We start from the raw sequence: 13294 nt of genomic DNA on the forward strand, positions 1-13294 counted from the left end.
AAATAGGAAGGAATTTAAGTGATCATGAATACTCATTTTTTCTTTGCTTTAGTATTGCCTGATGATATTAAGGCTTATTTAAATGCTGTTACGGAACAACTAAAGCTAGACTTTCCATTTAAGAAATGGCTGCATCCAGCCGATTATCATATTACGATGGCATTTTTGGGCAATGCTCCCGATACATTGAAAGAGGATGCTTTGGGGCGTGTGGAAAGCGAGCTTGCCAATGAGGCCTCATTCGGCTTGGAACTCGGCGATATCGGCGGTTTTGGCAGGAGTGAGAGTCCAAGGATTCTATGGGCAGGCGTCAATCAGCAAGAAAGGCTTTTTGCCATTCAAAGGAAAGTCTATAATTCTTGTATCGAAGCGGGTTTTGAACTTGATAAAAAGCCGTTTAAGCCTCATATAACGCTGGCAAGAAAATTCGAGGGGGATAGTCCCTTTTCGTTGGAGAGCGTTCGCCAGATAGCGAATTTGGAGGATAAGCATTTTGAAGCAGATCAGGTTGCGTTATATCAAACACATCTTGGAGCTTCCCCTTCATACGAGAAGATTTTCACGATAAACCTTCAAAAATAGAGAGAGATGGGTGGTGGTCGAATGGCACAGCTCATAAAGATGCAGGATTATATTTCCCGGTATGAGCAGGATATTTATCGTTATCCAACACAATTTGCACGGTTGAAAAAACAGCAATGGGATAAACTGAAGGCTGCTTATAATGCGGGCGAGCTAGATCGGTTGTATAGCGAACATACTGAAAGTGAAACACAGGTCAAATTTGATCCGCCTCAGGAAGAGTCAAAGGGCATGTTTAAAAAGGTGAAAGGCATATTCCACCGGACAGGTAAACAGGAGGCAGTGGCAGAAGAACTGCTAATACCGAACCAGGTTGAAGATACTAATGTTTTTTCATTAAGATTTCCGTTCCGTCCGGCCAGTCTGGATGAATTAAAGCAAAATTTTTTAAATCAATTGCTCCGTTTTCAAATGAAATGGGGGAGTTCGACGCTTCGTGAAAAGTCATTTGTGGACCAATCATTCTTTTTGGATGAGAGGCTCCGCTTTTTTCTGCAGCGTTTTCCGGATACGTTTCTCGTATTATATAAACCTATCTTTCTATTGAAAAATGCGCCTGTTGAAGTCGAAGTCATTTTATTGACCCCTGTTGATGCTTGGTGCATCACTTTTCTGGAAGCGGAAGAAGACGCTGCTTTCATCGGTTCGAGTGATCGGTTCTGGGTCCGCAGGCATCATAAGCATCCTGATAAAAAAGTGCTCAATCCTTTGTTGGGGGCAAATCGGATGACGAACATCGTCTCCCAGTTATTTGAGCTATATGAAGTGAACATGCCGATTAAAAAGGTGATTTTATCCCGGAATGGGTATGTCGATTATCCTGAAGCCCCTTATGATATTACGATATTGGATAAACGGACCTTCCCGAAATGGTTTGAAAGGATGCGGGCAATATCGTCTCCTCTTAAGGCACAGCAGTTAAAAGGGGCGCAGGCTTTGCTTGAATATTGCCAAACTACATCCAGCCTGCGACCTGAATGGGAAGCCGAATATAACCAAACAGAAGGAAATGAGCATGCCGCACCTTAATGAAACGGTGTATTTCATTGTCAATCCAATGGCTGGAAATGAAGAGAGTTTGAATATTTGGAAAAAAGCCGAGGGAATACTGAAATCAAAAGCAGTTCCCCATGAGGTGTTTTTTACACGGGAAAAGGGACATGCGTTAAGATTGACGAAGGAAATTCTATCAGGGACGAATCTGGATACCCGGATGATCGCTGTCGGGGGAGATGGCACGATTAATGAAATGATAAATGGCGCCATTGGTTTCCCTCACGCTATCATCGGCTCCCTTGCGGCTGGATCCGGCAATGATTATGTAAGGGGTATTCAAAAAACTGAGAGTGTGGAAGAAGCCCTTTCTTTATTTCTGGATAATGCCTTTAGTGCCATTGATATTGGGCAGTTCGAGACGAATGGCAAGGTGGGGTATTTCGTGAACAGCCTGGGAATGGGCATAGATGCTGAAATTTCCGATGAAGCAGACCGTTCCCCTCTGAAAAAATGGTTTAATTTTGTCAGAGCGGGTAAATTAATTTATCTGTTCATTTTTATAAAAAAGTTATTTACTTACAAGCCCAGCTGCATGGAATTGATCGTTGATGGAGATCGGCACCTTTTGAAAAAAGTTTGGTTCATCGTCATTGCGAACCAGCCCTACTTTGGCGGTGGGATGAAGATTTCACCGATGTCGAGGCTGGATGATGGCAGGTTGAACGTGATTGCGGTCCATGATATTACTTTGTTGAAATTATTGACCGTCTTCGTCACCGTTTTTTGGGGCGGTCACCTAAACATTAAAAATGTTGATTCTTTTTCTGGTAAAATGATAAAAATGAAGAATCAAGGGTCAGTAAAAGTTCAGTCTGATGGGGAAATTGTTGGTACGGATGAAGTAGCTGCAGTGGTTCTGAAAGAGAAAATTCGCGTCATGTTCAAGGGTGATAACCAAAACAAAAATATGAAATGATTTATTTGTTTTTGTTTTATGAGTATAATCGTTTTATAGTACTTGACGAAGAAACCATTTTTCAACTAAAATTTAATTTATGGCTATTGTTTAATTGCTCAATAGCTATTTTTTTATTTCTCTAAAATGAGGATGTTTTTAATTGCGGGTATCATCCCGATGCAAGTATATATGCAGCTTCGCCAGCAGGCGGATTTTTTATAAAACATGGACTCAAAGTAGTGGTAATACATACACTAGGTGAACGTACCCACATTTGTATGATTAAGCGAGGAAATCGAAGGTGAACCAGTTGGAACATTTATTAGGTCAGGAGTGGGATATATCCCCTGCTGGAGGAGCTACGGGAGAAGCCTTTATTGCCGAGAAAGAGGGGCAGAAGCTCTTCCTTAAACGAAATTCATCGCCATTTTTAGCTGTTCTTTCAGCTGAGGGCATTGTTCCAAAGTTAATGTGGACAAAACGCCTGGAAAATGGGGATGTAATTACGGCCCAGCATTGGATGGAAGGCAGGGAGCTATCTCAGCAGGAAATGAACAATATAAGAGTCGCAAAGCTGCTTCAAAAAATTCATCAATCCGATCCTTTGTTAAGCATGCTCAAAAGGCTTGGGAAATCCCCTTTACGACCTGAAAGTATACTTACAGACATAGAAACCGGGTTATCTTCGGATGTTACGGATATTCCGATTATCAAGCAGGCCATCCATTTTTTACAGAATAATCTCCTGTTGATTGAATGCGACGAAAAAGTCGTCTGTCATTGTGATGTGAACCATAATAATTGGCTCATGACCGAAACCGATGGATTGTTCCTGATTGATTGGGACGGAGCGGTCATTGGCGATCCGGCCATTGACCTCGGCATACTCCTGTATTCATATGTCCCAAGGGAAGAATGGAATCAATGGCTTGCCCGTTACGGCAAGAAGCTTGACGCAGGCCTGGAGATGAGGATGAAATGGCACACGGTTTCACAACTTGTGCTTTCCATCCAATGGCATCATCGAAGAAAGCGGTACGAGGAAAGAAATGAATTACTGCAAAAACTGGAAGCATTATTGATGGTTGGCTGATCAGAATTGCTGATCTATATCATCCACCCACTGGGACAAGTCGTTCTGGTGGGTTGAAATATGTGCATCTAAATCGGCGGTACCGATGCCTGTCTGACTGTATTCGTAAATCTCCGTCAGTATCGTTTTCACATTGCTGTCAATTTCCCTATTGATCATTAAGGATTTGACGAGCCTTTCAACCTGTTCACATTCAGAAACGGATCCGCAGCAGTCTGTTTGATGATTGGTCAATATATCTTTTAATAGTGACATTTGATGTTCATGGGAAAGCGGCATATAATACCTCTCCTTTCTTAAATATGGATTCAAGGGATTCCCAGGTGGTTCTCGCCTGCCCTTCACTTATTTATGGTGTGTTTTGCGGAAAGTTTTATACATGAAAACTACAGAGACTGCCGCCTGGATGGCCGGCAGTTTTTTTATTGTATCAGTGGGTACATGCAAGTCTTTCCTGAAAAAATCAACTTGCAGGAATCCATCTACTCGTGTTATGGTTTGAACGATTATATTATAAATAGGGGTGTCATCATGCGTTTAAGAAATAAACCTTGGGCTGAAGACCGTTTGAATGATTTTCCACAATATGTAATTCATCAGCCAGTGAGCCATAAAGGTAAATGGCATGAAGTTTTCGGTAACGATAATCCGTTATATATTGAAGTGGGTACGGGAAAAGGCCGTTTCATCACAGAAATGGCAAAAGCCCATCCTGAAGTGAATTTCATTGGAATTGAAGTATATAGAAGCGTCATTGTAGCTGCACTGGACTTGCTGATTGAAGCGGATGTTCCCAATTTAAAGCTATTGAATGTTGACGCAGCGAACTTAGGGGACTATTTTGCAAAAGGTGATGTGGATCGCGTCTACTTGAATTTCTCTGATCCATGGCCGAAATCGCGTCATGCAAAACGTCGGTTAACGTATAAGACCTTCCTCGAAGTATATGAAGGTATCCTGCCAGACAAAGGCGAGATTCACTTCAAGACGGATAACCAAGGGTTATTCGAATCTTCCTTGAAGAGTATTTCCGAATACGGCATGCTCTTGAAATATGTAAGCCTTGATCTGCATAACAGCAATTTTGAAGGCAACATCATGACTGAATATGAAGAAAAGTTCTCCAGTAAAGGCAACCGGATATACAGATTGGAAGCTATGTTCCAATAATTATCGATCAGAAACCAGGTGCACAGCATCTGGTTTTTTACTTTGTTTAAGCCGGTATGATTCATACACGAGAATGACTTGATTGTTATCAATTTCAATATATGGAAGTGGGTGTTAAACTAAAGGGAGAGGAGGGGTAAAATGGAAACGATGCAAATAGGGGAAATTAAATTAACGTGGTTGAATGGCGGTGTGACTCACTTGGATGGTGGTGCGATGTTTGGTGTTGTACCGAAACCGCTTTGGTCCAAGAAGTATCCTGTTAACGAAAATAACCAAATCGAGTTACGTACGGATCCGATTTTGGTGCAGGCAAATGGTTTGAACATGCTTATAGATTCCGGTATTGGTAATGGAAAGATGAATGACAAGCAAAAACGGAATTTTGGGGTCACGGAGGAATCCAATCTTGTCGAAGATCTTGGCAGACTTGGGATTCAGCCAAATGATATCGATTACATTTTAATGACCCATCTACATTTCGACCATGCCTGCGGTTTGACGAAACGTGAAGGTGAAACTTGGGTGCCTGTTTTCGAGCGTGCAAAAATCATTACGACCCAAACTGAATGGGAGGAAATGAAAAACCCGAATATTCGTTCAAAAAGTACATATTGGGCAGAAAACTGGGAGGCCGTCGCTTCTCTTGTACGTCCTTTTGAAGGTGAGCAGGAAATTACGGACGGCATTAAAATGATCCATACTGGGGGTCATAGTGATGGTCATGCGATCATCATCATTGAGGATGGTGGGGATAGATTGATTCACATGGCAGATATCATGCCGACGCACGCGCATGCGAATGTCCTCTGGGTCCTCGCTTATGACGATTATCCCATGACTTCCATCGAGGCGAAGGAAAAGTGGATGAAATCCGGACTGGAAAATGGGTCCTGGTATAGCTTTTACCATGATGCCCATTACTGTGCCATCAAATGGGATGTTACGGGTAAGGAGAAAATAGCCGAATTGAAACGGAAGCGGTAAGCGGGAAAGCAAAAGGAGGGACGTCATTTAGACGGCCCTCCTTATTTGTTTCAATCATTTTGCGCATTAAGCTCCAATATCGTTCCTGTCGAGGCATCTGCAACAAATTCGAATTGCTCGCGTTTACCCTCTGTGTTTCTGGTGATCCCGCCTTTGTACACTTCATAGTCCAAATCATTTTTTGAATAGTTCTCCGGCTTCATCAAGATCCATGAGCCATGTATATTTCCATCCTTTTTGACTGTTTCCTTCACTTGGGCCAAGACTTTATCCGGAGAAGGTTTACTTGATTGATCCAATAGTTGTTTTGTTGCAAAGCCAGCGGCAAACCCGGCTGCAGTACCTAGTAAAAACGTTTTCCAATTCATTGATTTCTCCTCCATTGCATTTTTTAAAATAACTTCTTCTAGTATACAGAAGTACGCTTTATTTGACTAATAATTTGAAATTTTACCCATTAACTGATAAATTAGAACTTTCTAGTGTAACACGTTGCTAAGTTTTGTAAAATAGTAAGAAACAATACATAGGTTAGGGGTAGAAAAATGAATCATGAGACTTTAGAGCTTTTTAAAACATTGACGGAATTACCGGGAGCCTCGGGAAATGAACATGCAGTTCGGAGTTTCATGAAGAGTGAGCTGGAAAAGTATTCGGATGAAATCGTCCAAGATCGCCTTGGCGGAATATTTGGCGTAAAAAGAGGCAATGAGGATGGGCCGACTGTACTAGTTGCCGGGCACATGGATGAAGTGGGATTCATGGTCACCTCCGTAACGGAAAATGGAATGATTCGCTTTCAGACCCTGGGAGGCTGGTGGAGTCAAGTGCTTTTAGCCCAAAGAGTCGAAATCATAACCGATAACGGTCCGGTTATTGGTGTCATCGGGTCGATTCCGCCCCATTTGCTTGATGAATCGCAACGCTCAAAACCAATGGATATCAAAAATATGCTGATTGATATCGGGGCCGATGATAAGGAAGATGTGAAGAGAATCGGTATTAAGCCAGGTCAGCAGATTGTACCGATTTGTCCATTCATGCCGATGGCCAATGAGAAAAAAATCCTCGCAAAAGCGTGGGATAATCGTTACGGTTGCGGACTTGCGATTGAATTGTTAAAAGATTTAAAAGGTGAAACATTACCGAATATCTTATATTCCGGAGCAACCGTCCAGGAGGAAGTGGGATTACGGGGTGCGCAAACGGCAGCTCATATGATCAAACCCGACCTTTTTTTCGCTTTGGATGCAAGTCCGGCGAACGATATGTCCGGCAGTAAAAGTGAATTTGGCCAGCTGGGAAAAGGGGCGCTGCTCCGCATTCTTGATCGTTCGATGGTTACGCATCGCGGCATGAGGGAATTCATCCTTGATACGGCCGAGTCGAATGATATTCCGTATCAATATTTCGTTTCCCAAGGCGGCACGGATGCAGGGCAGGTCCATATTGCAAATGAAGGCATTCCAAGCGGGGTGATTGGCATTTGTTCCCGCTATATTCATACACATGCCTCGATGATTCATATTGATGATTATGCCGCTGCACGTGAACTGATTGGGAAATTGGTTCGCTCCTGTGATAAAGCGACATTCGAGACCTTGATAAAAAACGGTTGATGGAGGAAGCTGAAATGGAAAGGGATGCTGTCATGAATCCTTTTCCATCAGCTTTTTTTACATAGAAGGAAGGTAATGATATTGAAATTAGCAGTAGGCAGTAAGAATCCGGCGAAAGTAAGTGCCGTGCTTGGCGTATATGAAGGTGCAGAAATCATTTCGCTTCAAGTGGAGAGTGGGGTCCCGGAACAGCCTTTTTCAGATGAGGAAACGATGGAGGGGGCAATGACACGTGCCCGGAATTGCTTGATTCACAGTGATGCCGAATTGGGCATCGGACTTGAAGGCGGCGTCGTGAAAATGGGACAAGGCCTGTTTCTGTGTAATTGGGGTGCGATGGCCACAAGGGACGGTGAGGTCTTTGTAGCTGGCGGAGCGAGAATCCCACTACCGGGAATTGTTGCTGAGAAGCTGCTGGATGGTGAAGAGCTGGGACCTGTGATGGACGCCTTTACAAGGCAAGAAAATATTAGCAAAAAGGAAGGAGCGATCGGCGTATTTACAAATGAGCGAATCTCCAGGGAGGAAATGTTCCTTCATATCATGAGGATGCTAGCCGGTCAACACGAGTATAAGCAGAAAATGAAAAAGCAGGATATTTGAATCACTGTCATGGAATGGCGGGTTTCGAATGATGGAAACGAACACTGCCAAAACAGAGCAGAATCAGACAGGATTTTATTGAGCGGGCTTGCTAGTATAGTGACAAGGGGGGAGCGGAATGGGGTGGGTTGAATCAATCCAAAAGGCAATCGAATATATCGAGGAGCACTTATTGGAGGACCTGACGATCGAGAGCATTTCCAGGCAGGCGAATGCCTCAGCTTTTCATTTTCAACGGACATTCACCATTTTAACGGATATTACCATTAGTGAATATATCCGGCGTCGAAGACTGACCTTAGCTGCCCAGGAGATTTCATCCACAAATGGCAAGGTCATTGATTTAGCCTACAAGTATGGCTATGACACCCCCGAGGCATTCTCAAAAGCTTTTCGAAGGCAGCATGGGGTATCTCCAAGCGAAGCCCGAAAGTATATGGGGAAGCTGAAATTCTATGAACGCCTGGTGATACAGGTGATTTTGAAAGGGGCAAAACCGATGAAATACAATATCCTTGAAAGGGATTCCTTTCAATTGATTGGAATCAAGCAAGAGTTTTCCTTGGTTAATGAAGAGAATTTGATTGGGATTCCGAAGTTGTGGGAGAAAGTGAATTCGGATGGAACCGGCAATAGGTTAGCGAATTTGAATAATGGCCAAATAGATGGCTTGCTTGGTGTATGTGTCGATAAGCGGGATGTGGAAAAAAATGAAACGATGGATTATTGGATAGGTGCAGAGTATGCAGGGAAAGTGCCTGAAGAGTTTTCAGCCCTTACGATACCGGCTTCCATGTGGGTTGTATTTGAAGTTCATGGACCTATGCCTGATGCCATCCAGCAAGCATGGAAGCAAATTTTTTCCGAATGGTTCCCTACCAGCGGTTATGAACATGCAGGAACTCCCGAATTGGAAGTATACGCGAATGATGACGCTTCAAACCCTGATTATTACTCAGAAATTTGGATTCCCATTAAAAAGGGATAAGGTCCAACCATAACAATTTATTCGTTTTTCGCTTGCAGGGGAGATTAGACATCTAATTTCCCCTGCAAGCTTTTTATTTGGGTAAATATGAAATGATCAGTCCTTCATACTTGAGTCCATGGCAAGGGAGATTTATAGCCCTTCTTCAAAAATATAAGAAAGCACCTTCATGGCTTGGTTCACGGATTCGACCGTGACACTCGCTTTTTCAGATAATTCCTTTAAGGCATGGTGATGGGATTCCGGTCGAATCAAAATAAGCGGTTTACCCAGGGAAACGGCGGTGCTTGCGTCCATGGCCGTATTCCACTGTTTATATTTCTCCCCAAACAGAGCGACGACAAGATCAGCTTTTTTCATCAAAAGACCTGTCCGCAAATTATTGATTTGGGAAGCGGCCGCATCCTTCAGAATGGGGTTAGGCTGTTCCCCAAGAATATCTTCACCGATATTATCAGAGCGTTCATGATTTTCCATCGGGCCGACGAATTCTAAAGGAAGTTTCAGTGCAACGGCCTTATCCCTCAACTCGCTTCTCCAATTTGAATGGATCTCCCCAGCAAGATACACGGTTAATTTCATTGTTTTCCTCCTCGGTATTTAAATTGCTTTCATTGTATCATGTTTTGAGAAAATGGATGAATTTCATAAATAAGGATAATAGTATTCTTAAGTGAGTAAAAGAGATGGCTGGAGGAATGACGATGGCTTTATCGAATAAAAAAATTCTTGTTTTCCTGATAATCAGCAGTTTGATTGTGGGATGCTCAGGTATTGAGAGGCAAACCGAAAAGGCAATGAAGGCCGCAGAATTGGCTTTTCGTGACGACGAAAAACAGCCCAATCTCGAGGCAGGACTTATTCAGGTCTATCTGCCAAAGGATTTTAAGGTAGTAGAAGAACATGACAATAATTTGATTTTACAAAAAGGTGATAAGATTTATATATTATTTGTCAATCCAAATGAAAAAGAAGACAGCTCCGTTTTATATTTGGCGATAAAGGAACAAAAGGATCAATATGTAGTGCTGCATTCTTTTCAAACTGATGATAAATTCGGCTTTATCTCGATCAAAGAGATACCGAAAGAAAAGTATGAGCTTGCAGTGGGGATCGGAGGAGTCAAGCTGACAACCGAAACGGATAAAGATCAATTAAAAACCGATGCGAAACAAATGATGGAAATCGTTTCGTCAGTGCCTCAAAAATAAGATGACCCGGCCGTTAAACCAATCCGAATTAATGGTTGATTCGCGGAGAGTCTGGTATGATGGGATTATAAAAAATAAGGTGTCATTTTGAGCAGGAGGAATATTCAAATGGAAAATTTACAAACCGTTGAGCAATATGATGCATTGAAAAATGAAGGCAAACATATCTTTCTTTTTTCAGCAACATGGTGTGGAGATTGCCGTGTAATCGAACCGATAATACCTGAGATAGAAACGAAATTTCCTGACTTTACATTCATTTATGTTGACCGTGATGAATTCATCGATGTGTGTGCAGCTAATGATGTATTCGGTATACCAAGTTTCATTGCGTATGATAATGGCAAAGAGCTAGGCAGATTCGTAAGCAAGGATCGCAAAACACAAGAACAAATTGAGGAATTCATACAATCACTATAAACAATTTCCCCTTCTCGCTGGGGATTTTTCAATGAAGAGGAGGGTCAGTCATGAAAATGGACAGCACAAAGCTGAAAAATATCTTGAAGGAACGTTTAAAAGATGAGAATCGCACATTCAAATTCGATAGCAAGCAAGATACGTTACGAGTGGAAAATGTGAAGACCGGGAAAGGGATCACCATCGAGTTGCCCCCTGTGCTTGCTAACTATGAAAACGTACAGGAAAAAGCCATCGATGAAATTACCTATTACGTGGAAGAGGCCCTGAATGTGATGGGGGAAGAACACAGCATGGAAGGCAAGGAGAAATTCATTTTCCCAGTCATTCGCTCGACCTCCTTTCCAATGGAATCGGAAGAAGGAAATCCATTTTTATTCGATGAGCATACGGCTGAAACACGGATTTTTTATGCCCTTGATTTAGGGAAAACCTACCGTCTCATAGATGAAAAGATGATTCAACGGGAAAATTGGCAGGGTGACAGGATCCGTGAAATTGCTCTTTTCAATGCCCGTTCCCTATCCACTGAAATGAAGTCGGATATCGTTGCAGGTAATGCATTTTATTTTTTGAACACGAATGATGGATATGATGCCAGCAGGATCCTGAATGAATCCTGGCTCCGGGAAATGAAGGACAAGATCGAGGGAACCATGGCTGTGGCCATACCGCATCAGGATGTCATTATCATTGCCGATGTGAAGAATGATACGGGCTATGATATTCTTGCGCAAATGGCGATGAGCTTCTTTGCCAGCGGTCATGTTCCGATAACGGCTCTATCATTCCTTTATGAAGAAAATGAGTTGGAGCCCATCTTCATTATGGGTAAAAACAAAAAGCGTGAACAATAATATATTGAATCACATAAGGACCGTGTCAGCATCTGGCAGCGGTCCTTTTAAAGTTTAGTAGAGTCTCCTGAATTTCGATAAGGGAATCTAAGGGAAATTTGTTGATATTTGTTATTTGATGGGTGATAATATAATTGTAATATTTTGAAAACATAAAAATAAAACAATAGAACAAGCGATGAACGTTGTGGGAGAGTGCAAAGCATTGAGCCACCGAAGGAGCAAGTTCCAAAAATATCCCTTGGAGCAAATCTCTCAGGTAAATGGAACCACAGCTGGACGCAACTCTGGAGAGCGCGCAGGAAGTGTGCCACCAACGGGGAAATCTCCATGACCAAAATGGAGCTAAACTCTCAGGTAAAAGGACAGAGAAGGGAGCAGTTAGTTTACGCGACCCTTCTCTGTCCTTTTTTATTTGGCTTTTTGCATACAAAAGGTTTGCAGCGAACATGGAACTTAATAATATACTAATCAACTTGAAATAAGGGGGAGAATATTCGTGAACGTGAAAAGCAAATTAATGAACATGCTGGAAGCCCGTGAAGGGGAAATGGTTCAAATCCGCCGTCATTTACACGAGAATCCGGAGCTATCCTTTAAAGAAGAGAAAACGGCACAATATATCATTGATTTTTATAAGGGAAAAGATGTGTCGATTCAAACGAATGTAGGAAACGGATTAGGGATCATCGTAACGATCGAAGGCGGAAAACCAGGGAAAACGATAGGTCTCCGTGCGGATTTCGATGCATTGCCGATTACAGAAGAAGCGGAGGTCCCGTTCCGTTCAAAAAATGAAGGTGTCATGCATGCTTGCGGACACGATGGGCATACCGCTTATTTATTGGTACTGGCAGACTGCATCAATGAGCTGAAAGATTCCCTATCAGGTACGATCAAAATAATCCATCAACATGCAGAAGAAACACCCCCAGGTGGAGCAAAAAGCATTATGGAATCAGGGTTTTTGGATGAACTGGATGCTGTTTTTGGAATCCATTTATTTCCCTCGCACCCAGCAGGGGTTGTCGGGTATCGCGGCGGCTATTCGATGGCTGGAAGGACCTATTTCAAGTTAGCGATAAAGGGTGTAGGCGGCCATGGATCATCCCCGCATATGGCTAATGATGCCATTGTGGCAGGCGCGCATTTTGTGACAGCCGTACAAACCGTAGTCAGCCGTCGCTTGAACCCTTTTGATATGGGCGTAGTCACAATCGGCTCCTTCGATGGAAAAGGAAGCTTTAATGTCATTAAAGATCGTATAGAAATTGAAGGGGATGTCCGTTACATGACAGCAGAGACCGAACGGCTGATCGATAAGGAAATCCACCGGATCGTCAAAGGAATAGAAACGGAATTTGATGTTCAGTGCGAACTTACATATGTGCCCGATTATCCTCCGTTATATAATGACCCTGAACTGACTGGATTTGTGAAAAATAGCCTGGAAAGCATGAATGACAAAGATATTAAAAAGGTCGTGGAATTTCCGGTTTTCTCAGGTTCAGAGGATTTTTCATATTATGCAGAAAAGATTCCTGGCTGCTTCTTTTACATTGGCTGTAAACCGAAAGGGGTGGAGATGGCATATTTCAATCACCATCCTAAATTCGACATTGATGAAGATGCCCTTTTGATCGCTTCCAAATCAGTGGCGCAGGTTGTATGCAGTTTTTATGAATGGAAATAGTCCTTTTGGTCTTTGTTTGCAAAAAAAACGCTGGAACCCACAAAACACCGTTCAGTATTAACGAACGGTGTTTTATGGGTTTCGGCAGGTATTGGATGCCAACGGAGGTTTCGTGAA

Annotated in this window: 16 protein-coding genes and 1 riboswitch; of the genes, 13 read left to right on the top strand and 3 right to left on the bottom strand. The window is 42.6% G+C overall.

Annotation, left to right across the window (positions count from 1 at the left end; translation table 11 throughout):
* Nucleotides 1–24 precede the first annotated feature (24 nt).
* The 4 genes from thpR to BS1321_RS19460 all read left to right on the top strand — a co-directional run bounded on the left by thpR (nt 25) and on the right by BS1321_RS19460 (nt 3629).
* A complete protein-coding gene (thpR, locus tag BS1321_RS19445) occupies nt 25–582 on the top strand; it encodes an RNA 2',3'-cyclic phosphodiesterase (protein ID WP_069981695.1) in 558 nt (185 codons plus the stop codon).
* Between the two features lie 21 nt (nt 583–603).
* The gene (locus BS1321_RS19450; RefSeq protein WP_063232662.1) at nt 604–1611 is read left to right on the top strand and encodes a hypothetical protein; all 1008 of its coding nucleotides are present in this window, start codon (nt 604–606) and stop codon (nt 1609–1611) included.
* The gene (locus tag BS1321_RS19455) at nt 1523–2554 is read left to right on the top strand and encodes a diacylglycerol/lipid kinase family protein (protein ID WP_144480562.1); all 1032 of its coding nucleotides are present in this window, start codon (nt 1523–1525) and stop codon (nt 2552–2554) included. Before BS1321_RS19450 ends, BS1321_RS19455 begins: the two co-directional genes overlap by 89 nt.
* Before the next feature lie 292 nt (nt 2555–2846).
* Entirely contained in the window at nt 2847–3629 is a 783-nt protein-coding gene (locus BS1321_RS19460; protein WP_063232868.1) for a phosphotransferase family protein, read from the top strand.
* Here the strand turns inward: BS1321_RS19460 and BS1321_RS19465 are convergent, their stop codons facing one another.
* Nucleotides 3630–3908, bottom strand: coding sequence for a YtzH-like family protein (locus BS1321_RS19465; RefSeq protein WP_063232664.1), 279 nt, complete (start codon nt 3906–3908; stop codon nt 3630–3632). It abuts the gene before it with no gap.
* A gap of 252 nt (nt 3909–4160) precedes the next feature.
* Here BS1321_RS19465 and trmB point away from each other — a divergent pair, with 252 nt between their 5' ends.
* Both trmB and BS1321_RS19475 read left to right on the top strand, forming a co-directional pair.
* Nucleotides 4161–4799 carry a tRNA (guanosine(46)-N7)-methyltransferase TrmB gene (gene trmB / locus BS1321_RS19470; protein ID WP_063232665.1) on the top strand — a complete coding sequence of 213 codons (639 nt, stop codon included), beginning with the start codon at nt 4161–4163 and terminating at the stop codon, nt 4797–4799.
* A 141-nt stretch (nt 4800–4940) separates the two neighbouring features.
* Nucleotides 4941–5786, top strand: coding sequence for a YtnP family quorum-quenching lactonase (locus tag BS1321_RS19475; RefSeq protein WP_063232666.1), 846 nt, complete (start codon nt 4941–4943; stop codon nt 5784–5786).
* A 50-nt stretch (nt 5787–5836) separates the two neighbouring features.
* On the opposite strand, the gene BS1321_RS19480 is transcribed toward BS1321_RS19475, so the two are convergent.
* On the bottom strand, nt 5837–6154 hold the full coding sequence (locus tag BS1321_RS19480; RefSeq protein WP_063232667.1) for a PepSY domain-containing protein: 318 nt from the start codon (nt 6152–6154) through the stop codon (nt 5837–5839).
* A 177-nt stretch (nt 6155–6331) separates the two neighbouring features.
* Here BS1321_RS19480 and BS1321_RS19485 point away from each other — a divergent pair, with 177 nt between their 5' ends.
* From BS1321_RS19485 to BS1321_RS19495, 3 genes are all read left to right on the top strand, one after another.
* The gene (locus BS1321_RS19485) at nt 6332–7405 is read left to right on the top strand and encodes a M42 family metallopeptidase (RefSeq protein ID WP_063232668.1); all 1074 of its coding nucleotides are present in this window, start codon (nt 6332–6334) and stop codon (nt 7403–7405) included.
* An 81-nt stretch (nt 7406–7486) separates the two neighbouring features.
* Nucleotides 7487–8008 carry a DUF84 family protein gene (locus tag BS1321_RS19490; protein WP_063232869.1) on the top strand — a complete coding sequence of 174 codons (522 nt, stop codon included), beginning with the start codon at nt 7487–7489 and terminating at the stop codon, nt 8006–8008.
* Between the two features lie 118 nt (nt 8009–8126).
* Complete coding sequence (locus tag BS1321_RS19495) at nt 8127–8996, top strand: AraC family transcriptional regulator (RefSeq protein WP_063232669.1); 870 nt, start codon at nt 8127–8129, stop codon at nt 8994–8996.
* A 132-nt stretch (nt 8997–9128) separates the two neighbouring features.
* On the opposite strand, the gene BS1321_RS19500 is transcribed toward BS1321_RS19495, so the two are convergent.
* Nucleotides 9129–9578 carry a YtoQ family protein gene (locus BS1321_RS19500; RefSeq protein WP_063232670.1) on the bottom strand — a complete coding sequence of 150 codons (450 nt, stop codon included), beginning with the start codon at nt 9576–9578 and terminating at the stop codon, nt 9129–9131.
* A 122-nt stretch (nt 9579–9700) separates the two neighbouring features.
* Here BS1321_RS19500 and BS1321_RS19505 point away from each other — a divergent pair, with 122 nt between their 5' ends.
* The 4 genes from BS1321_RS19505 (at nt 9701) to BS1321_RS19520 (ending at nt 13177) form a co-directional block, all read left to right on the top strand.
* Nucleotides 9701–10207 (top strand): hypothetical protein, encoded by a 507-nt coding sequence (locus BS1321_RS19505; protein WP_063232671.1) that lies wholly within the window; start codon nt 9701–9703, stop codon nt 10205–10207.
* Between the two features lie 108 nt (nt 10208–10315).
* Nucleotides 10316–10627 carry a thioredoxin family protein gene (locus BS1321_RS19510; RefSeq protein WP_063232672.1) on the top strand — a complete coding sequence of 104 codons (312 nt, stop codon included), beginning with the start codon at nt 10316–10318 and terminating at the stop codon, nt 10625–10627.
* 50 nt (nt 10628–10677) lie between these two features.
* Nucleotides 10678–11484: a DUF1444 domain-containing protein gene (locus BS1321_RS19515; RefSeq protein ID WP_063232673.1), complete on the top strand. Its 807-nt coding sequence runs from the start codon at nt 10678–10680 to the stop codon at nt 11482–11484.
* A 178-nt stretch (nt 11485–11662) separates the two neighbouring features.
* Nucleotides 11663–11766: riboswitch (glycine riboswitch) on the top strand.
* A 223-nt stretch (nt 11767–11989) separates the two neighbouring features.
* Nucleotides 11990–13177: an amidohydrolase gene (locus BS1321_RS19520; protein WP_063232870.1), complete on the top strand. Its 1188-nt coding sequence runs from the start codon at nt 11990–11992 to the stop codon at nt 13175–13177.
* Nucleotides 13178–13294: the final 117 nt, after the last annotated feature.

Origin of the sequence: Peribacillus simplex NBRC 15720 = DSM 1321, from assembly GCF_002243645.1 — a bacterium.
GTDB lineage: Bacteria > Bacillota > Bacilli > Bacillales > DSM-1321 > Peribacillus > Peribacillus simplex.